Origin of the sequence: Microbacterium sp., assembly GCF_049650565.1 — a bacterium.
Lineage (GTDB): Bacteria > Actinomycetota > Actinomycetes > Actinomycetales > Microbacteriaceae > Microbacterium.
The window spans coordinates 1-21,247 of sequence record NZ_JBASAK010000066.1; the positions used below are offsets into that span (position 1 = coordinate 1).

The 21,247-nt window shown below is 68.3% G+C and carries 19 protein-coding genes; 13 read left to right on the forward strand and 6 right to left on the reverse strand.

The features are described 5' to 3' along the window. A partial coding sequence (locus WA967_RS11610; protein ID WP_424422645.1) for an FAD-dependent monooxygenase occupies nt 1-1,460 on the reverse strand: 1,460 nt, incomplete at its 3' end. Between the two features lie 146 nt (nt 1,461-1,606). On the opposite strand from WA967_RS11610, the gene WA967_RS11615 reads away from it, so the two are divergent. After that, a complete protein-coding gene (locus tag WA967_RS11615; RefSeq protein WP_424422647.1) occupies nt 1,607-2,296 on the forward strand; it encodes an IclR family transcriptional regulator in 690 nt (229 codons plus the stop codon). A gap of 105 nt (nt 2,297-2,401) precedes the next feature. Here the strand turns inward: WA967_RS11615 and WA967_RS11620 are convergent, their stop codons facing one another. Continuing rightward, nucleotides 2,402-2,530, reverse strand: a complete 129-nt coding sequence (locus WA967_RS11620; protein WP_424422745.1) for a hypothetical protein — start codon at nt 2,528-2,530, stop codon at nt 2,402-2,404. 279 nt (nt 2,531-2,809) lie between these two features. Here WA967_RS11620 and WA967_RS11625 point away from each other — a divergent pair, with 279 nt between their 5' ends. The 6 genes from WA967_RS11625 (at nt 2,810) to WA967_RS11650 (ending at nt 8,916) form a co-directional block, all read left to right on the forward strand. Next, on the forward strand, nt 2,810-4,165 hold the full coding sequence (locus tag WA967_RS11625) for a flavin-containing monooxygenase (protein WP_424422649.1): 1,356 nt from the start codon (nt 2,810-2,812) through the stop codon (nt 4,163-4,165). Then, nucleotides 4,165-4,587 carry a RidA family protein gene (locus WA967_RS11630; RefSeq protein WP_424422651.1) on the forward strand — a complete coding sequence of 141 codons (423 nt, stop codon included), beginning with the start codon at nt 4,165-4,167 and terminating at the stop codon, nt 4,585-4,587. Before WA967_RS11625 ends, WA967_RS11630 begins: the two co-directional genes overlap by 1 nt. After that, nucleotides 4,584-5,255, forward strand: coding sequence for a DUF1028 domain-containing protein (locus tag WA967_RS11635; protein WP_424422652.1), 672 nt, complete (start codon nt 4,584-4,586; stop codon nt 5,253-5,255). Before WA967_RS11630 ends, WA967_RS11635 begins: the two co-directional genes overlap by 4 nt. Beyond that, entirely contained in the window at nt 5,248-6,435 is a 1,188-nt protein-coding gene (locus WA967_RS11640; protein WP_424422655.1) for a M20 family metallopeptidase, read from the forward strand. The genes WA967_RS11635 and WA967_RS11640 overlap by 8 nt, the downstream gene beginning before the upstream one ends. 50 nt (nt 6,436-6,485) lie before the next feature. Continuing rightward, complete coding sequence (locus WA967_RS11645) at nt 6,486-7,424, forward strand: LysR family transcriptional regulator (protein WP_424422657.1); 939 nt, start codon at nt 6,486-6,488, stop codon at nt 7,422-7,424. 100 nt (nt 7,425-7,524) lie between these two features. Next, entirely contained in the window at nt 7,525-8,916 is a 1,392-nt protein-coding gene (locus WA967_RS11650; protein WP_424422660.1) for an MFS transporter, read from the forward strand. Nucleotides 8,917-8,996: 80 nt separating this feature from the next. Here the strand turns inward: WA967_RS11650 and WA967_RS11655 are convergent, their stop codons facing one another. Further along, nucleotides 8,997-10,412, reverse strand: coding sequence for an MFS transporter (locus WA967_RS11655; RefSeq protein WP_424422662.1), 1,416 nt, complete (start codon nt 10,410-10,412; stop codon nt 8,997-8,999). A gap of 138 nt (nt 10,413-10,550) precedes the next feature. Here WA967_RS11655 and WA967_RS11660 point away from each other — a divergent pair, with 138 nt between their 5' ends. The 6 genes from WA967_RS11660 to WA967_RS11685 are packed head-to-tail and all read left to right on the forward strand — an operon-like array spanning nt 10,551 to nt 17,044. Further along, on the forward strand, nt 10,551-12,080 hold the full coding sequence (locus tag WA967_RS11660) for a fumarylacetoacetate hydrolase family protein (protein WP_424422664.1): 1,530 nt from the start codon (nt 10,551-10,553) through the stop codon (nt 12,078-12,080). Then, nucleotides 12,077-12,754, forward strand: coding sequence for a GntR family transcriptional regulator (locus tag WA967_RS11665; protein WP_424422666.1), 678 nt, complete (start codon nt 12,077-12,079; stop codon nt 12,752-12,754). Before WA967_RS11660 ends, WA967_RS11665 begins: the two co-directional genes overlap by 4 nt. Nucleotides 12,755-12,756: 2 nt before the next feature. Beyond that, on the forward strand, nt 12,757-14,277 hold the full coding sequence (gene hpaE, locus WA967_RS11670; protein ID WP_424422668.1) for a 5-carboxymethyl-2-hydroxymuconate semialdehyde dehydrogenase: 1,521 nt from the start codon (nt 12,757-12,759) through the stop codon (nt 14,275-14,277). Nucleotides 14,278-14,310: 33 nt separating this feature from the next. Continuing rightward, nucleotides 14,311-15,474: a 3,4-dihydroxyphenylacetate 2,3-dioxygenase gene (hpaD, locus tag WA967_RS11675; RefSeq protein ID WP_424422671.1), complete on the forward strand. Its 1,164-nt coding sequence runs from the start codon at nt 14,311-14,313 to the stop codon at nt 15,472-15,474. Continuing rightward, nucleotides 15,471-16,259 carry a fumarylacetoacetate hydrolase family protein gene (locus tag WA967_RS11680; RefSeq protein WP_424422674.1) on the forward strand — a complete coding sequence of 263 codons (789 nt, stop codon included), beginning with the start codon at nt 15,471-15,473 and terminating at the stop codon, nt 16,257-16,259. The genes hpaD and WA967_RS11680 overlap by 4 nt, the downstream gene beginning before the upstream one ends. Continuing rightward, nucleotides 16,244-17,044, forward strand: coding sequence for an aldolase/citrate lyase family protein (locus tag WA967_RS11685; protein WP_424422677.1), 801 nt, complete (start codon nt 16,244-16,246; stop codon nt 17,042-17,044). The genes WA967_RS11680 and WA967_RS11685 overlap by 16 nt, the downstream gene beginning before the upstream one ends. A 24-nt stretch (nt 17,045-17,068) precedes the next feature. On the opposite strand, the gene WA967_RS11690 is transcribed toward WA967_RS11685, so the two are convergent. The 3 genes from WA967_RS11690 to WA967_RS11700 are packed head-to-tail and all read right to left on the reverse strand — an operon-like array spanning nt 17,069 to nt 21,086. After that, a complete protein-coding gene (locus WA967_RS11690; protein WP_424422680.1) occupies nt 17,069-18,061 on the reverse strand; it encodes a DUF2804 domain-containing protein in 993 nt (330 codons plus the stop codon). Beyond that, entirely contained in the window at nt 18,058-19,815 is a 1,758-nt protein-coding gene (locus tag WA967_RS11695) for a glycoside hydrolase family 2 protein (protein WP_424422682.1), read from the reverse strand. The genes WA967_RS11690 and WA967_RS11695 overlap by 4 nt, the downstream gene beginning before the upstream one ends. Further along, nucleotides 19,812-21,086: an MFS transporter gene (locus WA967_RS11700; RefSeq protein ID WP_424422685.1), complete on the reverse strand. Its 1,275-nt coding sequence runs from the start codon at nt 21,084-21,086 to the stop codon at nt 19,812-19,814. Before WA967_RS11700 ends, WA967_RS11695 begins: the two co-directional genes overlap by 4 nt. Nucleotides 21,087-21,247: the final 161 nt, after the last annotated feature.

Sequence of the window (21,247 nt, forward strand, 5' to 3'; positions counted from 1 at the left end):
CCATCGGCCTTGGCGTGGTGGCCCAGGTGCTCGGCGTTGCCGTCGCTGACGCGGGTGACCTGGGCGGACTTGAAGCGCTTGCCGAGCGGGAACCCGCCGGCCAGCTCCTGCCGCGACGCGCCTGAGATGATCATCGACGGCGGGTACTGCGTCATGAACCCCGAGGGGAACTCGGCGGTCGCCAGGTAGTAGGTCGCCAGCTCCTGCGGGTCGGAGATCTCCTCGGGCTTGCGGGCCATCAGCGATGACCACTCGCGGTCGAAGTCGATCAGCTGCTGCGCGACCGGACGGCGCTCGGCGGCGTAGGTCGAGAGCAGCTCGGCCGGAGCGCGGCCGGTGAGCACGTGTCCGAGCTTCCAGCCCAGGTTGAACCCGTCCTGCATGGAGACGTTCATGCCCTGCCCGGCCTTGGCGCTGTGCGTGTGGCAGGCGTCTCCGGTGAGGAACACGCGCGGGTGACGTTCGGCATCCAGAGCGTCGTCGAAGCCGTCGGTGACGCGGTGGCCGACCTCGTACACGCTGTGCCAGGCGACCTGCTTCACGTCGAGCGTGTAGGGGTGCAGGATCTCGTTGGCCTTGGCGATGATCTGCTCGATCGAGGTGGAGCGCACCTGGTGGTTGTCATCCTCGGCGACGGCGCCCAGGTCGATGTACATGCGGCTGAGGTAGCCGCCCTCGCGCGGGATGTGCAGGATGTTGCCCGCCTCGGCGTTGATCGCGCACTTGGTGCGCCAGTCCGGGAAGTCGGTGTTCACCAGCACGTCCATGACGCCCCACGCGTGCGCGGCCATCGCACCGACGTGCTTGCGCCCGATGGCCTCGCGCACGCCGCTTCGAGCGCCGTCACAGCCGGCGACGTACTTGGCGCGGATGATGCGCTCCTCGCCCTCACGCGACCCCGCGCAGTACTTCACCCGCACCTCCACGGGGTACTCCCCCGTATCGTGCACGGTGAGCCCCCGGAACTCCACGCCGTAGTCGGGCTCGATGCGCCCTGGCCCGTGCGCGGCGGCCTCGGCGAAGTAGTCCAGCACGCGCGCCTGGTTGACGATCAGGTGCGGGAACTCGCTGATCTTCAGCCCGTAGTCCTCGGTGCGGGAGGTTCGGATGATGTTGTCGCGGTTCTCGGGGTCGGGACCCCAGAAGTTCATCCAGCCGATGTTGTACGCCTCGGCGATGATGCGCGGGGCGAACCCGAACGCCTGGAAGGTCTCGACGCTGCGGGGCTGGATGCCGTCGGCCTGCCCGAGCACGAGTCGACCGTCCCGCTTCTCGATGATGCGCGTGTTCACGTCGGGGAACTGCGACATCTGCGCGGCCAGCAGCATGCCGGCGGGCCCGGAGCCGACGATGAGCACGTCGACCTCGTCGGGCAGATCGGCGGAGCGGTTCATGCCGAGCCCGGCGGCGGGGAGCACGCGCGGATCGTGGGAGACATAGCCGTGGTGGTGGAACTGCATCTTCGGGTCCTTCCCTGAACATCGTCGTCAGGTGTTGCACTGCCGTCACGCGCGTTCTATATTCGAACAGCACGTTCTACTATTGAACAGATCGTATACGACGAGCGGATGCCGTGACAAGAGCACCGCGATGAGAAGGAGCCCGCATGTCCGCCGCCCCCGCCTCGCAGACGCTGAGCCGCGGCATCAGGATCCTGGAGATACTCGCCGACGGCCCGCTGTCGATCGACGAGGTCGCCGCGCGGCTCGAGGTGCACCGCTCGATCGCCTACCGCCTGCTGCGCACGCTGGAGGATCACCGCCTGGTGGCTCGCAACGCGGCAGGACTCGCGTCCCTCGGTCCCCGGATGGCGGCGCTGGCGGCCGGGGTCGCGCACGACCTGCAGGCCGAGGCGCTGCCCGAGCTCACCGCCGTCGCGAACGAGCTCGGGCTCACGGCCTTCCTGGCCGTGCTCGACGGCGACGAGGTCATCACGCTCACCAGCGTCGAGCCGCGTCACACGGTGGCGAACGTCGCGCAGCGGCCGGGCACCCGGCATCCGGTGACCGCCGGCGCACCAGGGCGGGCCATCCTCGCCCAGCTGCGGGATTCCGAGTGGCCCGAAGTCTCGGCCGACCTGCGCGCCGAGGTCGAGGTGTCCCGCGAACGCGGCTTCGCCACCAGTCACGACGAGGTCATCCCCAACCTGCGCTCGGTCGCCGTGCCGCTGGCGCTCCGCGGCAGGCGCCCCGCGGCGCTGGCCGTCGTGCACGTGGCATCCCCGCATCCGGATGCCACGATCGCCGCCCGCCTGCAGCGTTCCGCCGCCGCGATCCGCGAGGCGCTCGGCGGCTGAAGCGTCCGACGTCCGGTCGGCTTCGGGGCATGTCCGCGCTTCTGAAGGACGCCCGAGCATCGGGCATCCTTCAGAAGCGCAGACGTCCTTCAGAGATGGCGCGCCTCAGGCCCGCGACATCCCGTAGATCGGCGACGCGGCCTGCTCGGCCTCGTTCTCCGGGCCCAGCGGGATGCCGCTGCGGTCCCGCAGCAGCAGGGTACCCGGCGGCGCTGGCCGTCGTGCACGTGGCATCGCAGTAACCGGATGCTGAGATCATCGCCCGCCTGCAGCACTCGGCCACCGCGATCCGCAAGCTCTCAGGGGGCTGACCCCGCAGCGGTGCGAACGGGGGTTCAGAGCGCTGTGGCATCCACCCCGGATCCGCCGAGTCGCGCAGCCATTGATTTCTTCTATGCCTTCCCACTCTTCTTTCTGTTTTATCTCTCATGCTCGTCGCAATAGCGTGGTCAACGCGAGGAGCCACGAAACGAAACGATTCGAGAATCGGCTCCCCTGAGGAGAGGGAGCAGGATGTCGAACACTGACGCACAACGGCGCGACCAGCGCGCGGGAATCGAGCAGACCGATGTCGTCGTGATCGGCGCAGGCCAGGCCGGAATCGCGATGAGTGAGCACCTCGGGGAGCGCGGAATCGCGCATGTCGTGCTCGAGCGCGACCGCATCGCCGAACGCTGGCGCACGATGCGCTGGGACTCGCTGGTGGCCAACGGACCCGCGTGGCATGACCGATTCCCGGGGCTCGCCATCGAAGGCGTCGGCGACGACGAGTTCGCGAGTAAGGACCGCATGGCGCGCTACTTCGAGGAGTATGTGGAGATGCTCGACGCACCCGTGCGCACCGGCGTCGAGGTCACCGCCGTGCGCAAGCGGGAGGGCGGCCCCGGTTTCCGCGTGGAGACCACGGATGGCGACATCGATGCGCGCTACGTCGTGGCCGCGACCGGCCCATTCCAGCAGCCCGCAATCCCGCCAATCGTGCCATCGGGTGCTGGTCTACACCAGCTCCACTCCAGCGAGTACCACCGACCGGGACAGCTGCCCGAAGGTGCTGTGCTGGTGGTCGGCGCCGGATCCTCGGGCGTACAGATCGCCGCCGAGATCCAGCGGGCGGGCCGCCGGGTGTACCTCTCGGTCGGGCCGCACGACCGCCCTCCGCGCAGCTACCGGGGGCGCGATTTCGTGTGGTGGCTCGGCGTGCTGGGGCTGTGGGAGATGGCCACGCCGCCGCAAGGGGCCGAGCATGTCACGATCGCCGTGAGCGGCGCGGAAGGCGGACACACCGTCGACTTCCGGCGACTCGCCGCGGACGGCGTGACTCTCGTCGGGCGCACGTCGGCATTCGACGGTGGTGTGATGCATTTCAATCCCGACCTGCGCGAGAACATCCGGCGCGGCGACGCGAACTACCTCGGCCTGCTGGAGCAGGCCGATGAGTTCATCGCACGCAATGGACTTGATCTGCCGGAGGAGCCTGAGGCTCACATCCTCGGCCCCGAGCCATCGTGCATCAGCGACCCGATCCTGTCGCTGGATCTCGCTGAGGCGGGCGTCACGACGATCATCTGGGCCACCGGATTCGCCGCCGACTACAGCTGGATGCACGTCGATGCGTTCCACGATGACGGTCGCCCGAAGCACCAGCGCGGTGTCGCCGCCGAGCCGGGCATCTACTTCCTCGGACTGCCCTGGCAGTCCCGCCGCGGATCCAGCTTCATCTGGGGAGTGTGGCACGACGCGAAGTACCTCGCCGACAGCATCCTCATCCAGCAGAACTACCTGACCTACACCACCCCGAGAGAGGCACCCGCCTCGCCTGTTCCTGAAGAGCCCGACCGCGAGGCGGTCCTGTCGACTGGAGTCAACTGATGCCTACGCACACCCGCATTCGCCCCTTCAACACGAAGGTCACCTACCCGGAGCAGAACCTCAACAACGACCTCTGCCAGGCCGTCGTCGCGAACGGGGTCGTCTACCTCCGCGGCCAGATCGGGCAGGATCTCGAGACCCGCGAGTCGGTTGGGATCGGCGACGTCGAGGCGCAGGCCGAGAAGGCCATGGCCAACATCAGCATGCTGCTCGACGAGGCCGGTTCGTCGCTCGAGGACATCGTGAAGGTCGTCGTCTACATCATCGACCCGCGCTACCGCGAGACCGTGTATCGGGTGATGGGCCGCTGGCTCACCGGCGTCTTCCCCGTCTCAACGGGCCTGGTCGTCAGTGCCCTCGCACGTCCCGAGTGGCTCGTCGAGATCGACGCGACCGCCGTGATCAGCGAGCGCGCGCGATGACCTTCTCGATCATCGCCCGGGACGCATCGGGTGCCGTGGGCATGGCGGTCTCGTCGTCATCTCCGGCGGTCGCAGCCCGGTGCCTGCACCTGCGGGGTGGCGTGGGCGCCGTCGGGTCTCAGAACATCACCGATCCTCGCTACGGCAAGGCGCTTCTCGACGCGCTCGCGACCGGTAAGGACCCTGACGAGGCGCTGGCGGCACTGATGTCCGCCGACGCGACGAGTGAGTACCGTCAGGTGGCGGTGGTGGATGCCACCGGTCGCGTCGCCGTGCACTCAGGTGCCCACACCCTCGGCACGCACGCAACAGCGACCGGCAACGGGGTCGTGACCGCGGGCAACCTGCTCTCCTCCGCGGAGGTGCCCGCCGCGATGCTCAGGGCATTCGAAGAGTCTGAAGGCGACCTCGAAGTCCGGCTTCTGGCCGCCATGAGCGCGGGGCTGGATGCCGGCGGCGAAGCCGGCGAGGTGCATTCAGCCGGCATGGCCGTCGCCCGGGACGCGGGATGGAACGTCACGGACCTGCGAGTGGATTGGGCCGAGCACGATCCGATCGGCGAGCTGTCGACGCTGCTGGATCTATGGCTGCCGCAGCGCGACGATTACGTCACCCGCGGCATGCACCCGGAGACGGCGCCCGCCTACGGAGTCCCCGGTGATGAATGACACGATTCCGCTGGAGCAGGCCTCTGCCCAGAAGCACGAGGCGCAGCAGGCGGTTCAAGCTCATTCCGGTGCGCTGATCGCGCTGTCCCAGCAGCTCTACGAGCACCCCGAGCCGGCCTGGCAGGAGGTTGAATCCGCGCACGCGGTCGCCGCGGTCCTCGAAGACGCCGGATTCTCCGTGGAGCGTGGCTACCTGGGCCTGCCGACCGCTTTCCGCGCGGTGGCCGGCTCCGGCCAGTTCCGTGTCGGGCTGATGGCCGAGTATGACGCCTTGCCGGGGCTCGGTCACGCCTGCGGGCACAATCTGATCTCAGCGATGAGCGCCGGGGCGGGTCTCGCCCTTGCCGAGGTCGCCGACACCGCCGGCTTGACCGTCGAGGTGTACGGCACTCCCGCCGAAGAGGGTGGCGGCGGGAAGATCGATCTCCTTGACCGGGGCGCATTCGCAGGTCTAGATCTTGCGATGATGGCACACCCCGCACCTGTCGACGTGGCTGAAGCGGTACCTCTCGCCGTGGCGCACTGGCACATCGCATACACCGGCAGGACTGCGCATGCCGCTGCCTACCCAACTCTGGCCGTCAACGCCGCCGACGCGTTCACCATCGCGCAGGTCGCACTCGGCCTGCTGCGGCAGCAGCTGCCTGCGAGTGTGCGCGTGCACGGAATCGTCACGAATGCGGGGACAGCACCCAATGCCATCCCCGGCAGCAGTGAGGGCCGCTGGTACGTGCGGGCGGCGACGCTCGAACAGCTGGAAGAGCTCGCACCCCGGGTGATGGCCTGTTTCGAGGCGGGAGCGCTCGCCACCGGTTGCACGCTCGAGATCACACCGGAGAGCAAGCCGTACGCGGAGTTCCGCACCGATCGCGAGGCGCTGGATGCGTATGTCGCGAACGCGACGGCGCTCGGGCGCACCTTCGCGTCGGAGGGTCCGTCCACGACGATGGCTTCGGCCTCCACCGACATGGGCAACGTGTCGCAGCTCGTACGGGCGATCCACCCTTACATCGGCGTCGACTCCTACCCGGTGTCGAACCACCAGTGCGAGTTCGCCGATCACTGCGTCGGCCCTGTTGCGGAACGCACGCTTCTGGACGGCGCCACCGCGTTGGCCTGGACGGCGCTCGACGTCGCCGCGACCGCGCAGCATCGTCCCGATAACGCCGTGCGGAACTGACCCCGCGCCGGACTGGCCCGGCACTGAGCCACCGACCTAAGGTGAGCACTATGGCCCGTGTCACGCTCAGACAACTGGAGTACTTCGTCGCCGCAGCTGAGACCGGCAGCGTCACAGCGGCGGCAGCACGGGTGCTCCTCTCGCAGTCGGCGGTGTCCACGGCTCTCGCGGAACTGGAGGACGGACTCGGCGTCCAGCTGTTCCTGCGACACGCCCGCGGACTCACGCTCACCTCGGTGGGCCACTCGATCCTGCGCAGTGCGCGTCAGCTGCTGGCTCAGGCAGACGATCTGGAGCGCAGTGCCGAGGAGCACAATACGGCGCTGTCGGGGAGGCTGACCGTCGGATGCTATTCGACCTTGGCGCCGCATCTGCTGCCTCCGGTGCTCGACGCCTTTCTCACGTCCAATCCTGCTGTCGACCTGAACTTCGTCGTGGGCTCCCATGCGAGCCTCCGCTCGAAACTCCTGGACGGTACGTGCGACGTCGCGCTGCTGTACGACTACGACTTCGCCCCTGGGCTCCTGGCCGGGGACGTGCGCAAGATCCCTCTGCAGTCCATCCCGCCCTACGTGCTGCTGCCGCGCGACCACGAGCTCGCCCGGCAGGAGAGCATCCCCCTCCGCCGACTGGTTGACGAACCGCTGATACTCTTCGACCTGCCACCCGGCGGGGAGTACTTCCGCTCGTTCTTCACGCTGCACGGACTCACGCCCACGATCCGATTCCGCACCACGGAGTTCGAGCTCGTAAGGGCACTCGTCGCGCGCGGCCTGGGCTATTCGATACTGAACCAGCCGACGGACATCGACGTCAGTTACGAGGGCCTGCCGCTGGCGACCCGCCCGCTCGCCGGCGAATGGCACGGACTCCCGGTGGTCGCGGTTCACCTCGCCGGCAGCCATCTCACTCGTCGAGCGACTGCTTTCATCGGCCAGTGCCGGAAGATCCTCGGCGCCGATGCTCACACGGCTGCAGTCGAGGTATAGGCCGAACCGAACGCAGCCTGTACTTTATTCCGTTTTACAGATGGCTTGGCCGCCAGCAAGCTTGTGAGCGAAAGCACCCGCTCAACGAGGAGATCGGTCAATGTCGGCAATATCCCCCACCCCAGAACCCATCGGCAGCGTCGTCGATCCCGCCGAGAGCGTATCGGCGAAGAGCCTGCGCAAGAGCGTGGTCGCCGGTTCCATCGGTGTTCTCGTCCACTGGTTCGACTGGGCCGTGTACGCATACATGGCAGGCACCATCGCGGTCGTGTTCTTCCCCGAGGCCAATCACACCGCCGGTTTGCTCGCCGCATTCGCCGTCTTCGCCGTGTCGTTCCTCGTACGCCCCATCGGTGCGGTGATCTTCGGCCGGCTGGGCGACAGGCTCGGCCGCAAGGTTACGCTGTCGGTGGTCATCATCGCGATGGCCGTCGCGACCCTCGCGCTCGGACTGCTGCCCGGCTACGAGACGATCGGCATCCTCGCTCCGATCCTGCTGATCGTCACGCGCGTGGTTCAGGGCCTGGCCGCCGGTGGCGAGTTCGGCAGTGCCGCCGCGTTCCTCGGCGAGTTCTCGCCACGCAAGCGGCGCGGATTCGGCTGCAGCTGGCTGGAGTTCGGCAGCCTTCTCGGGTTCCTGCTCGCTTCGTTCGCCGTGTTCCTGCTGAACCAGGCATTCCCCGGCGACGTGATCTTGGCCTGGGCCTGGCGCATCCCGTTCCTGTTCACCGCCCTGCTCGGCGTCGTCGGGCTGTACATCCGACTCAAGATCGAGGACACCCCGGACTTCGAACAGCTCAAGGAGCTGCAGGCAGTCTCGCACGCTCCGGTCAAGGAGGTCTTCCAGCGCAACCGTCGGGAGTTCCTGCAGACCTGTGGCATCGAGATCTTCATGAACGTCACGTTCTACGTCGTGCTGGTCTACCTGCTCACCTATCAGGAGGAGACGATCGGCTTCGACGCCGGACGGGCCGCGCTGCTGTCCACCCTTGCCTCCGCCCTCGGCCTCATCATCGTCCCACTGGCGGGCATCGCCTCAGACAGGCTGGGCCGCAAGCCGGTGCTGATGTTCGCCGCCGTCGCGCAGACCCTGTTGGCCGTCCCCCTGTTCCTGCTCATGCAGGTCGGGACCGACTCGGCGGTGTTCATCTCCACCTTCGGTCTCGCATTCCTTCTGGCGATCGTGCTGGGAACCCACGCGGTGACCGTCGTGGAGCTCTTCCCCACGCGGACCCGTCAGACGGGCCTGTCGATCGCCTACGCCGTCACGGCAGCACTGTTCGCAGGCACCGCGCCCTATCTGCTCACGTGGCTCATCTCACTCACCCACGATGCTCTCGTGCCGGGCTGGTTCCTCCTCGTGGTCGGACTCGTCGGCGTCGTCACCGTCTGGACCATCCCCGAGACACGCGGCATCTCGCTGATCAAGGCGCAGGATCTGAACACATCGACGGTCCAGCTGCCGCCGATGCGGGTAGCCAAGAGAAGCTGACCCCCTGGCGAAGAATCCGGTCGGTGATGCGGAGTCACCGGCCGGACCCTTTTGCGATGCACAGGCAGCGGATCCGTCGGTCAGGCCCGCGACATCCCGTAGATCGGCGACGCGGCCTGCTCGGCCTCGTTCTCCGGGCCCAGCGGGATGCCGCTGCGGTCGCGCAGCAGCAGCGTGGCGATCAGGCCGACCACGGTCATGCCCGCCAGGTACCAGGTGATGCCCGTGGTCGAGTGCGTCGACTGGAAGATCGCCTGCGCGATCACCGGCGAGAACGCGCCGCCGACGATGGCGCCGATCGCGTACGAGATCGAGACGCCGGAGAAGCGGATGGACGCCGGGAACAGCTCCGAGTACAGCGCGGCCTGCGGTCCGTAGGTGAACCCGAGGCCGACCGTGAGGACCACGAGCGCGGCGGCCAGCGAGGCGATGGTGCCGAGGTTGGTCAGGAAGAACAGCAGGAAGACGCCGATCAGCTGCGCGATCCAGCCGATGATGTACGTGGTGCGGCGACCCAGCTTGTCGGAGAGCCAGCCGGCGAACCAGGTGAAGAACAGCCAGGTGACGCCCGAGAGCGCCACGACCCAGAACACCGGGCCGGTGGCCAGGCCGATGGGGCCCTTGGGGTCGGTGGCGTAGTGCTGCACATAGCCGCCGGTGGTCATGTAGCCGACGGCGTTGTTCCCGGCGAACACGAGGGCCGCGACGATCACCAGCGGCAGGTGGTGGCGCAGCAGCTGCACGATCGGCATCCGGGTCTCGTCCTTACGTGCGGCGATCTCGGTGAACACCGGGCTCTCCGACACCCGCAGCCGCACCCAGTAGCCGACGCCGATCAGCACGATCGAGAGCAGGAACGGGATGCGCCAGCCGATCTGGCCGAACGGCGTATCCGCCAGCGCCACGGTGGAACCCGGCTGGGGTCCGGGGAAGATGCTCTCGGTCACGGCCAGTACCATGGACGCCAGCAACAGGCCGATCGGCACACCGATCTGCGGCGAGGCGCCGAACAGGCCGCGCTTGTGCTTGGGCGCATGCTCCACGGCCATCAGCACGGCGCCGCCCCACTCACCGCCGGCAGAGATTCCCTGGATCACGCGCAGCAGGATCAGCAGGACGGGAGCCCACACGCCGATCAGCGCGTGCGTGGGCAGCAAGCCGACGAGGGTGGTGGCGCCACCCATCAGCAGCAGCGTCAGCACAAGCATCGGGCGACGCCCGAGCTTGTCGCCGAAGTGGCCTGCGAGGAATGCGCCCAGCGGGCGAAACAGGAAGCTGATGCCGACGCTGAAGAACGACACGATCTGGGCGAACTGGTCACCCATCGGCTCGAAGAACAACGTGGCGAACACGGTCGCGGCCGCGAACGCGTAGATGAAGAAGTCGTACCACTCCACGGTGGTGCCGACCACGGTGGCGAACACGACGCGTCGGCGATCCGCCGACGATGCGATGGTTCCGGTGGGGGTGAACCCGCCTTCTGGCTGGATGCTCATGAGTCTCTCCTTCGAGGTGACTTCGTTGTCCAGGGCGAGTGATCAGAACGCTTGCCCCACTGCGGGTGATGATATACGATTTCGAATACGACGCACAAGGGCATCATCCGCCACGTGCGAACGCAAGGAGGCGCACCCATGACGGCAATCCCCCGACCCGGCAAGATCGTCGCGATCCATCTGAACTACCGCTCGCGCGCCGAGCAGCGCGGACGCACGCCCGCAGCCCCCTCCTACTTCTTCAAGCCGGCCAGTTCCGTCGGCGTCTCCGGCGGCACTGTGGAGCGCCCCGCCGGCACCGAGCTGCTGGCCTTCGAGGGCGAGATCGCGCTGATCATCGGCACGGCCGCCCGCCGCGTCCCGGTCGCCGACGCCTGGTCGCACGTGGCCTCGGTCACCGCATCCAACGATCTGGGGCTGTACGACCTGCGCGCCAACGACAAGGGCTCGAACGTGCGCTCCAAAGGCGGCGACGGCTACACTCCGCTGGGCCCGGAGCTCATCGACGCCTCGACGGTAGACCCGACGGCGCTGCGCGTGCGGGCATGGGTCAACGGCGAGCTGCGCCAGGACGACAGCACATCGGGCGTGCTGTTCCCGCTGGCCCAGCTGATCGCCGACCTGTCGCAGCATTTCACACTGGAGCCCGGAGATGTGATCCTGGCAGGCACCCCCGCCGGCTCCAGCGTCATCGTGCCCGGTGACGTCGTCGAGATCGAGGTGGATGCCCCGGATGCCGAGGGCTCCCCCACCTCGGGGCGCCTGGTGACCACCGTCACGCAGGGCACCGTGCCGTTCGACCCCGCCCTGGGGTCGCTGCCGGCCGTCGACGACCTGCAGCGCGCCGAGGCGTGGGGCTCCCGCGAGCTCGCCGGGCTCGACGCTTCGACCGGCTCAGGAGCCCAGAGCAGACTGACGCCCGAGCTGCGCGCCAAGCTCGAGGCAGCGCCCACGGCCAGCCTGTCCAGCCAGCTGCGCAAGCGCGGCCTGCACTCGTGCTTCATCGACGGCGTGCGCGCCAACATCGCCGGCAGCAAGATCGTCGGCACGGCGAAGACGCTGCGGTTCATCCCCGCCCGCGAGGACCTGTTCACCAGCCACGGCGGCGGCTACAACGCTCAGAAGCGGGCGTTCGACGCCGTCGACGAGGGCGAGATCGTCGTCATCGAATGCCGCGGGGATGCCGGTGCCGGCACGCTCGGCGACATCCTGGCGCTGCGCGCGAAGACCCGTGGCGCCGCGGGCGTCGTCACCGACGGCGCCGTGCGCGACTACGACGCCGTCGTCGAGATCGGCCTGCCGGTGTTCTCCCAGGGCCGCCACCCCTCGGTGCTGGGCCGCAAGCACGTCCCGTGGGAGTCCGACGTCACCATCGCCTGCGGCGGCGCGGCGGTGCAGCCCGGCGACATCATCGTCGGCGACGGCGACGGCGTGATCGTCATCCCGCCGGCGCTGGCCGAAGAGGTCGCCGACGCGGCGCTCGCGCAGGAGGAGCAGGATGCCTGGATCGCCGACCGCGTAGCAGAAGGCGAGAAGCTCGACGGCCTGTTCCCGATGAATGCCGAGTGGCGCGCGAAGTTCGAGAGCCGCGACCCTTCGACGAGCTCAGGGACCCAGCAGACCTGGGTCGCTGAGCCTGTCGAAGCGTCGCCCGAGGCCCGAGGATGAGCACCCTCGTGCACGCGCCGAGCAAGTCGGAGCAGGCCTACGACTGGGTCCATTCGCGCATCACCTCGCACGCCTTCGGGCCCGGCTACCGGCTGGTGCTGGGAGCGATCGCCGGCGAACTCGGCATGAGCGTCGTGCCCGTGCGCGAAGCGATCCGCCGGCTCGAGGCCGAGGGCCTGGTGACCTTCGAGCGCAACATCGGCGCGCACGTCTCGCTGGTGGACGAGAGCGAATACGCGCACACCATGCAGACCCTCGGCATCATCGAGGGAGCGGCCACAGCGCTGTCCGCCCCGCTGCTGAGCGACGACGACCTGGCCCGCGCGCAGGCCGCCAACGACCGCATGCGCCACCTGCTGGACCACTTCGATGCCCTCACCTTCACGAAGCTGAACCAGCAGTTCCACTCGGTGCTCTTCGAGCCGTGCCCGAACCCGCACATCCTCGACCTGGTGCATCGCGGATGGGCCCGGCTCTCCGGCATCCGCGACACCTCGTTCACATACGTGCCGAGCAGAGCCGGACACTCCGTCGACGAGCACGACGAGATCCTCGAGCTGATCCGCAGCGGCGCCGAGCCGCTGCAGATCGAGCTCGCCGCCCGCGACCACCGCTGGCGCACCATGGATGCCTTCCTGGATGCCCGCCACCACCACACCACCGAAGAAGGATGATGATGACCGACGTCTACACCCCGGCCGATCTGCCGGCGAAGATCCAGCACTACATCGACGGCGAGTTCACGGATTCGCTCGACGGCGACACCTTCGACGTGCTCAACCCCGTCACCAACGAGACCTACGTGCACGCCGCAGCCGGCAAGAAGGCCGACATCGACCGTGCAGTCGCCGCCGCCCGACGCGCCTTCACCGACGGTCCGTGGCCGCGGATGCTGCCTCGCGAGCGGAGCAGGGTGCTGCACCGCATCGCCGACATCGTGGAATCGCGTGACGCGCGGCTGGCCGAGCTGGAATCCTTCGACTCGGGCCTGCCCATCACGCAGGCACTGGGCCAGGCGCGGCGTGCCGCGGAGAACTTCCGCTTCTTCGCCGATCTGATCGTCGCCCAGGCCGATGACGCGTTCAAGGTGCCCGGCAAGCAGATGAACTACGTCAATCGCAAGCCCATCGGCGTCGCCGGCCTGATCACGCCGTGGAACACCCCGTTCATGCTGGAATCCTGGAAGCTGGGACCTGCGCTGGCCACCGGCAACACGGTGGTGCTCAAGCCCGCCGAGTTCACGCCGCTGTCGGCGTCGCTGTGGGCGGGAATCTTCGAGGAGGCCGGGCTGCCGAAGGGCGTCTTCAACCTCGTCAACGGGCTGGGCGAGGATGCCGGTGACGCGCTGGTGAAGCATCCGGATGTCCCGCTGATCTCGTTCACCGGCGAGAGCAGCACCGGCCAGCTGATCTTCGCGAACTCCGCACCGTTCCTGAAGGGCCTCTCGATGGAGCTGGGCGGCAAGAGCCCTGCGGTCGTGTTCGCGGATGCCGACCTCGACACCGCTGTGGACGCCTGCGTGTTCGGCGTGTTCTCGCTCAACGGCGAGCGCTGCACGGCGGGCTCGCGCATCATCGTCGAGCGCTCGATCTACGACGAGTTCGTCGAGCGCTTCGGCGCGATGGCGCGCCGCGTGAAGGTGGGCCTGCCGCACGACCCCACCACCGAGGTCGGCGCTCTGGTGCACCCCGAGCACTACGCCAAGGTGATGAGCTACGTCGAGCTGGGCAAGAGCGAGGGCCGCCTGATCGCCGGCGGCGGACGCCCCGACGGGTTCCCCACCGGCAACTACGTCGCCCCGACCGCCTTCGCCGACGTGTCGCCGGACGCCCGCATCTTCCAGGAGGAGATCTTCGGCCCGGTGGTCGCGATCACGCCGTTCGACACCGACGAGGAGGCGCTGGCGCTGGCCAACAACACCAAGTACGGCCTGGCGGCGTACATCTGGACCAACGACCTCAAGCGCGCGCACAACTTCGCCGGCGCCGTCGAAGCCGGCATGGTGTGGCTGAACTCCAACAACGTGCGCGACCTGCGCACCCCGTTCGGCGGCGTGAAGGCATCCGGTCTGGGTCACGAGGGCGGCTACCGCTCGATCGACTTCTACACCGACCAGCAGAGCGTGCACATCACGCTGGGCGCCCCGCACAACCCCGCCTTCGGCAAGCAGGATCTGGACGACCCGGACCCCCGCTGACCCTTCTCCCCCACACCTAGCAAGGACGCTGACATGACCAACCGCGATGAAATGACCCTCACCTCCTCCGGCTTCTACGTGAGCCAGGAGGCGCCGATCCGCTCGGACAACCCGATCGCCACCCCGCAGGCGTCCCCGCCGGACATCCTGCGCTGCGCGTACATGGAGCTGATCGTCACCGACCTCGCCGCATCCCGCGAGTTCTACGTCGACATCCTCGGCCTGTACGTGACCGAAGAGGACGACCAGGCGATCTACCTGCGCTCCACCGAGGAGTTCATCCACCACAACCTCATCCTGCGCAAGGGCCCGGTCGCGGCGGTCGCGGCCTTCTCGTACCGGGTGCGCTCCGCGGACGACCTCGACAAGGCGGTCGCCTTCTACACGGAGCTCGGCTGCGACGTGCGCCGCAATCCGGATGGCTTCGTGAACGGCATCGGCGACTCCGTGCGGGTGGTCGACCCGCTGGGCTTCCCGTACGAGTTCTTCTTCGCCACCACGCACGTCGAGCGCATGTCGTGGCGCTACGACCTGCACAAGCCCGGCGAGTTGGTACGACTGGACCACTTCAACCAGGTGACCCCCGATGTGCCGCGTGCCGTGAACTTCATGCAGTCACTGGGCTTCCGCGTCACCGAGGACATCCAGGACGAAGAGGGCACCGTGTACGCCGCGTGGATGCGCCGCAAGCCCACCGTGCACGACACCGCGATGACCGGCGGCGACGGGCCCCGCATGCATCACGTCGCGTTCGCGACCCATGAGAAGCACAACATCCTGGCGATCTGCGACATCCTGGGCGCCCGTCGGCACTCGGACGCCATCGAGCGCGGTCCCGGCCGGCACGGCGTCTCCAACGCGTTCTACCTGTACCTGCGCGACCCCGACGGGCATCGCGTGGAGATCTACACGCAGGACTACTACACCGGTGACCCCGACAACCCGGTCATCTCCTGGGACGTGCACGACAACCAGCGCCGCGACTGGTGGGGCAACCCGGTCGTGCCGAGCTGGTACACCGACGCGTCGCTCGTGCTCGACCTGGACGGCAACCCGCAGCCCGTGCGCGCCCGCACCGACACCAGCGAGATGGCCGTGACCATCGGCGCCGACGGCTTCTCGTACACCCGCTCCGAAGACGAGCAGGAGATGCCGGAGTGGAAGCAGGGCGAGTACAAGCTGGGCCACCAGCTGTGACACTCCCCGCCGACACCATCACGGCCCTGGCGGCAGAGCTCGCCGAGGCCGAGCGCACCCGCAGCGTGATCCCGCGGATCACGGCGCGGTACCCCGATGCCACGATCGAGGACTCCTACGCGATCCAGGGCGTCTGGCGCGACTCGCAGCTGGCGGCCGGGCGCACGCTGATCGGCCGCAAGATCGGGCTCACCTCCAAGGCCATGCAGCAGGCGACCGGGATCACCGAGCCCGACTACGGCGTGATGTTCGACGACACCGTGTACCGCTCCGGCGCCGAGATCCCGTTCGACCACTTCTCGAACGTGCGCATCGAGGTCGAGCTGGCGTTCGTGCTGAAGGCGCCGCTGGAAGGCCCCGACTGCATGCTCGAGGACGCGCTGGCCGCCATCGACTACGCCGTGCCGGCGCTGGAGGTGCTCAACTCGCACATCGAGCTGGAGGGTCGCACGATCGTCGACACCATCAGCGACAACGCCGCCTACGGCGCGATGGTGCTCGGCGACGTGCACATGCGCCCCGACGAGATCGACCTGCGCTGGGTGCCCGGGGTGCTCAGCCGCAACGGGCAGATCGAGGAGACCGGCGTCGCCGCCGGCGTGCTCGGCCACCCGGCGACGGGCGTGGCCTGGCTGGCGAACAAGTTCCATCAGCACGGTCAGCGCCTTCAGGCCGGGGAGGTCATCCTGGCAGGATCGTTCACGAGGCCCATGTGGGTACAGCGCGGGGATGCCGTGCGATGCGACTACCGAGAGATGGGGACCATCGAATGCCGATTCGTCTAGACCCGACCTTCGCCGCCGCGCTGCGGGCCGCCGACCGTCCCCTGATCGGCATGTGGCTGAGCGCCGCATCGACGCTGAACGCGGAGATCTGCGCGGGCTCCGGCATCGACTGGCTGCTGATCGACATGGAGCACGGCCCGAACACCCTCACCACCGTGCAGCAGCAGCTGCAGGTGATCGCCGCGTACCACGTGCCGACGCTCGTGCGGGTGCCGGTGAACGAGCCGGTCATCATCAAGCAGGTGCTCGACACCGGTGCGCAGAATCTGCTGGTGCCGATGGTGTCTTCGGCCGACGAGGCCCGCACGGCGGTCGCTGCGGTGCGCTATCCGCCGGAGGGTGTGCGCGGGGTCGGCTCCGCGCTGGCTCGCAGCGGGCGGTGGGGCCGGATCCCGGGGTACGTGCAGCGTGCGTCCGAGACGATCTCCCTGTTCGTGCAGATCGAATCGGCGGATGCTGTCGCTGCGGCAGCCGAGATCACGGCGGTCGATGGCGTGGCCGGTGTGCTGGTGGGTCCTGCGGATCTGTCGGCGTCGATGGGCCTGCCCGGTCAGCAGGGACATCCGGATGTCGTGGCGAGTGTGCACCGGGTCTTCGAGGCCGCGCACGCGGCGGGAAAGAAGGCGGGAGTGAACGCCTTCGATCCGAGCGCGGCGGATGCGTATCTCGCCGCCGGCGCTGATTTCCTCTCGGCGAGCGCGGATGTCACGCTGTTGGCGCGCGGTGCGGAAGCGCTGGCGGCACGGTTCATCCCGGCATCCTGGGTCAAGACCGACGCATACTGAGTCTTCTACCCGACCTGCGCCATCTCACCAGCGGTTCGCGACGTCTTCGGCCCAGCCGAACAGGTCTGTGATCCGGGTGCTCTCCCCCGCGACCCGGATCCAGCCGTTGAAGACGCCGAAGACCTGATCACCGCGGGTGCCGAGCGGGCCGATGTCGAACTGGGAGGCGTGGTCGTACTCCGGCGTGAGCGTCACGTCCACGTCGGTTCCGACGATCCGCCACGGCTGCATCGGATGCTCGAGGTCGTACTCCCAGCGCACCTGCTCGTGGATCTTGGTGACCCGGCCGTCGACGACGAGAGCGTTCTCGGTCATGCCGGTGCCCTCGGTCCACCGTGCACCGAACTGCAGGCCGACCAGGTGGCCGTCCGTGTGCCCGACGGCGGCCGCCCAGTTCCAGCGCACGCTGTGGTGCCAGCGCCCGCGGCCGTGATCGAGCACCGCCCAGGCGTCGTCGAGCTGTGTCACCTCGCCGTCGACGGTGAGCGTTCCCGTGGCGGGGCGCACGACATCCTTCACGGTGTACTGGAAGCGGCGCTTGCTCCACGGCACCACGACACCCATCGCCTCGTGATCCGGCTCCTGCGCGGCGACGACATCGACGGCGAGCTGCGGCGCTGCCGCGATCAGGCGCGTGCCGCCCTCGACCTCGGTGATCGAGATGTCCAATCCGCGCATCCGCGCTCGCGCAGGCCCCTCTCCGAGCGACGGCGGCAGCGTGGCCGTCCAGGGCCCGCCGACGCGACCGCGGTCGATCGTCACCCCGGTGCGACGGTCACGCACCCAGAATCCGTGCACAGCGGCGAAGTCGAGCGATGAGACGGTCAGCGAGATGATGTGGGTCGGGCTGACCACGGCCCAGTACTCCCAGCGCTTGTTGCGACCGCGGTCCCGGATGCCACGGCCGATGCGCGATGTGTCCAGCAGCTGCCTGCGCGTCCAGCCCACGGCATCCGGGTTGAGATCGCCGTTGGCCAGGCACAGCGCCACCGGCTCTGTGATCTCGCGCTCGGTCATGTTCCACTCTCCTCTTGTGCTGCCGCGGTGAATGCGCGGCGGAACTGATCGTTCAGTGCGCGCACGACGGCGCGGTCGATCTTCACCTCGGTGCGGTCCGCGGTCAACAGGCCGTTGGACTCGTCTTCGACGTCGGACAGCTGCGTGTACACGGTGGCCGAGAGCCCGCGGGCGATCGCGGGGATCACCTCACGGCGGTGCAGCCGCTCGTACGCTCGGGTGAGCTCCTCGCGGTTCTGCAGGCGACGGTATCCGAACTCCTTCTCGGGATAGCGGTGCCCGGGCAGTCGCAGGCTGTACCCGCCGTACTCCGACACGACCAGCGCCCGAGAATCCCTGCCCCACCACCCGGCGGGACGGATCGGCTGAAAGTAGATGTGCAGGCTGCGCAGGTCGCCGGCACCCTGGTCGTGCCATCCGCTGGCGTGGTCGATGATGCGATCCGGGTCGCGCCGGCGCACGCGCTCGGCGACCCGCGCCGCGTCGAACTGGCCCCAGCCCTCATTGAACGGCACCCAGGTCACAACCGACGGCGTGTTCCGCAGCAGATCGATCATGTCGTCCAGCTCCTGCAGGAACTGCGCGCGGCCCTGCGCATCCGCTCGCCCGAATGCGGCATGCCGGTGGTCGGAGTAGCGGATGCGCGGCGAGATCACCGGTGCGGTGATGACCGAGGGTCGGTAGCGCTCCCCGCCGTTGACCGCATCCTGCCAGACGAGCATGCCGAGCAGGTCGCAGTGGTGGTACCAGCGCAGCGGCTCGATCTTGATGTGCTTGCGGATCATCGTGAAGCCGAGATCCTTCATCGCGGCGATATCGGCGATGAACGCGTCGTCGCCGGATGGCGTGTACAGGCCGCCGTCCCAGTAGCCCTGATCCAGCACGCCGATGTGCGGGTATGGCCTCCCGTTCAGCCGCAGGCGCGGCACGCCCTGGGCATCCGGAGCCACATCGACACTGCGCACGCCGACGTAGCTGCGCACGTGATCATCGCCGAGGGTGATGTCGAGGTCGTACAGGTGCGGGTCCTCTGGACTCCACAGGCGCGGATGCGGGATGCTCAGCCGCAGCGTCTCGCCGGACGGGCCTGTGAGCGTGCCGACGACGTGCTCGCCGTCCCGCACCATCACCGACACCTCTGCTGCCATGCGACTGTGCACGGTGAGCTCGAGGTCGGCTTCCGGTGCGCCGATGCGAGCATCGGGGGTGCGCAGCTGCAATCCGGTGATGTGGTTCTCGGGAACGCTCTCCAGCCACACGGTCTGCCAGATACCCGACTGCGCCGTGTACCAGATGCCGCCGCGCTTCAGCCGCTGCTTGCCGACTGAATGATGCGAGGTGTCGCTGGCATCGCGCACCTCGACGATGAGCTCGTGGTGTGATCCTGCGCGGATCGCGTCGGTGATGTCGATCGTGAACGGCAGGTACCCGCCGATGTGCGTGGCGACCTCGACGCCGCCGATCAGCACGCGACAGGTCTGATCGACCGCACCGAAGTGCAGCAGGGTGCGGTGCCCATCGCGCGCGGTGACCTCGAGCGCGCGTCGGTACCAGAGCGTCTCGTCCGGCTGCAGCTGCCTGCCGACACCCGAGAGTTCGGTCTCAGGCGAGTAGGGCACGAGGATGCGGCCGTCCCACGTGGCGGGTTCTGCCCCTGCGGCAGTGATCGCGTACTCCCACCGCCCGTTGAGGATCGTGAAGTTCGCGCGCTGCAGCTGCGGCCGCGGATACTCGGGGAACGGGATGCCGGTCATGGTGCGGCCTCCCCGACGGCTTCGTCGACCCGCCGCTCGAACCTGCTGCGCACGACGGCGAGCACCGGAACGAGCACCAGCACAGCGGTCGCGGCGAGGAACATCTCGGGTCCGGGAACGGGGCGCGTCACGCCCAGATCGACGTAGGCCTGCCCCGTGCCCGAGATCACCCACGCACCGAGGAACGGGCCGATGATCATCGGGATCATGATGGCTGCGACCATGCGCAGTCCCTGCACCATGCCCGCCCGGCCGTCGGGAGTCTCATCGCGCACCGTCGCCGAGATCGAGGCGATCGCCAGCATCATGCCGCCCAGCGCGAGAGAGGCGGCGATGATCACCGTGCCGGTGCTGCGCGCGAAGAACATCATGATCAGCCCCACGGCGAAGATCCCGGTGGCCGGCAGCAGCACGCGGCGCTTGCCGACCCGGTCCATGACGCGACCGCCCACGACGCTGACGGCGGATGCCGCCAGCAGCGAGCTGCCCAGGATCAGTGCGTATGAATCAACCTGCAGCCAGTACTCGAGGTAGATGATCACGTACGGCAGGAAGACCTGGCTCGAGGTGCCGACCACCAGCCAGAGCACCAGCGAGACGTACAGCGCGGCGTTGGAGCGGATCACCGCGGGGCGGAAGCCCTCTGCGAGGCGAGCGAGCACCGACGGGCTCGTGGCGATGTCGGCGACGGGTGGCACGTCGCGCACGAGGAACCACGCGCCGATGCCCGCCAGCACCGTGATCGCGCCGACGATGGCGAAGAACAGCCGCCACTGCCCCGCCTGGGTCAGGGGGTCGAGCAGGCCGAAGACGAGCAGCATCGCCATCAGCGGCATGATCGCCAGCGCGCCGTCGATGCGGCCGCGCGTGCGGTCGGTCGTGACCTCGGTGACCCAGGCGCCGAAGGCTGCATCGTTGGTGCCTGAGCCGAGCATGCTCATCACGCAGTCCAGCACGATGATGCCGATGATCGCCGCCATCACATAGGGCGCGGCGACTGCACCGGACTCGGGCGCGAGCAGACCGAACGCGGCCGTGGAGACTCCCCAGGCGATGTAGCCGATGGTGATGAACACCCGGCGCCTGCCGGAGCGGTCAGACCAGGCGCCGACGAGCAGGGTGGCGAGCGTCGCGGCGATCGCACTCAGCGCCACCATGAGGGCGATCACGGTCGGGTCGGGCGTGATCATCTCGTAGACGAACAGGTTGAGGTACATGTTCTCGACGGTCCAGGCGAGCTGGCCGACGAGCCCCAGGACGATGACGGTCACCCACAGACGTGACCCCGGGCGCGGCGGCGCCGATTTCGCCGCGGCGGACCGCGAAGGGGTGGGTCGGTGATGCGAAGACGTCATCGTCACTACCTCTTGCCGTGGGACTGGTGGCCGGCCACCGCGGCTGGGGGGCACCGCGGTGGCCGCTATTTTCCACG

Excerpts from the sequence above, each read along its gene's own strand:
- WA967_RS11615 (WP_424422647.1), top strand. The coding sequence starts at position 1,607 with ATGTCCGCCGCCCCCGCCTCGCAGACGCTGAGCCGCGGCATCAGGATC.
- WA967_RS11620 (WP_424422745.1), bottom strand. The coding sequence starts at position 2,530 with ATGCCACGTGCACGACGGCCAGCGCCGCCGGGTACCCTGCTGCTGCGG.
- WA967_RS11625 (WP_424422649.1), top strand. The coding sequence starts at position 2,810 with ATGTCGAACACTGACGCACAACGGCGCGACCAGCGCGCGGGAATCGAG.
- WA967_RS11630 (WP_424422651.1), top strand. The coding sequence starts at position 4,165 with ATGCCTACGCACACCCGCATTCGCCCCTTCAACACGAAGGTCACCTAC.
- WA967_RS11635 (WP_424422652.1), top strand. The coding sequence starts at position 4,584 with ATGACCTTCTCGATCATCGCCCGGGACGCATCGGGTGCCGTGGGCATG.
- WA967_RS11640 (WP_424422655.1), top strand. The coding sequence starts at position 5,248 with ATGAATGACACGATTCCGCTGGAGCAGGCCTCTGCCCAGAAGCACGAG.
- WA967_RS11645 (WP_424422657.1), top strand. The coding sequence starts at position 6,486 with ATGGCCCGTGTCACGCTCAGACAACTGGAGTACTTCGTCGCCGCAGCT.
- WA967_RS11650 (WP_424422660.1), top strand. The coding sequence starts at position 7,525 with ATGTCGGCAATATCCCCCACCCCAGAACCCATCGGCAGCGTCGTCGAT.
- WA967_RS11655 (WP_424422662.1), bottom strand. The coding sequence starts at position 10,412 with ATGAGCATCCAGCCAGAAGGCGGGTTCACCCCCACCGGAACCATCGCA.
- WA967_RS11660 (WP_424422664.1), top strand. The coding sequence starts at position 10,551 with ATGACGGCAATCCCCCGACCCGGCAAGATCGTCGCGATCCATCTGAAC.
- WA967_RS11665 (WP_424422666.1), top strand. The coding sequence starts at position 12,077 with ATGAGCACCCTCGTGCACGCGCCGAGCAAGTCGGAGCAGGCCTACGAC.
- hpaE (WP_424422668.1), top strand. The coding sequence starts at position 12,757 with ATGACCGACGTCTACACCCCGGCCGATCTGCCGGCGAAGATCCAGCAC.
- hpaD (WP_424422671.1), top strand. The coding sequence starts at position 14,311 with ATGACCAACCGCGATGAAATGACCCTCACCTCCTCCGGCTTCTACGTG.
- WA967_RS11685 (WP_424422677.1), top strand. The coding sequence starts at position 16,244 with ATGCCGATTCGTCTAGACCCGACCTTCGCCGCCGCGCTGCGGGCCGCC.
- WA967_RS11690 (WP_424422680.1), bottom strand. The coding sequence starts at position 18,061 with ATGACCGAGCGCGAGATCACAGAGCCGGTGGCGCTGTGCCTGGCCAAC.
- WA967_RS11695 (WP_424422682.1), bottom strand. The coding sequence starts at position 19,815 with ATGACCGGCATCCCGTTCCCCGAGTATCCGCGGCCGCAGCTGCAGCGC.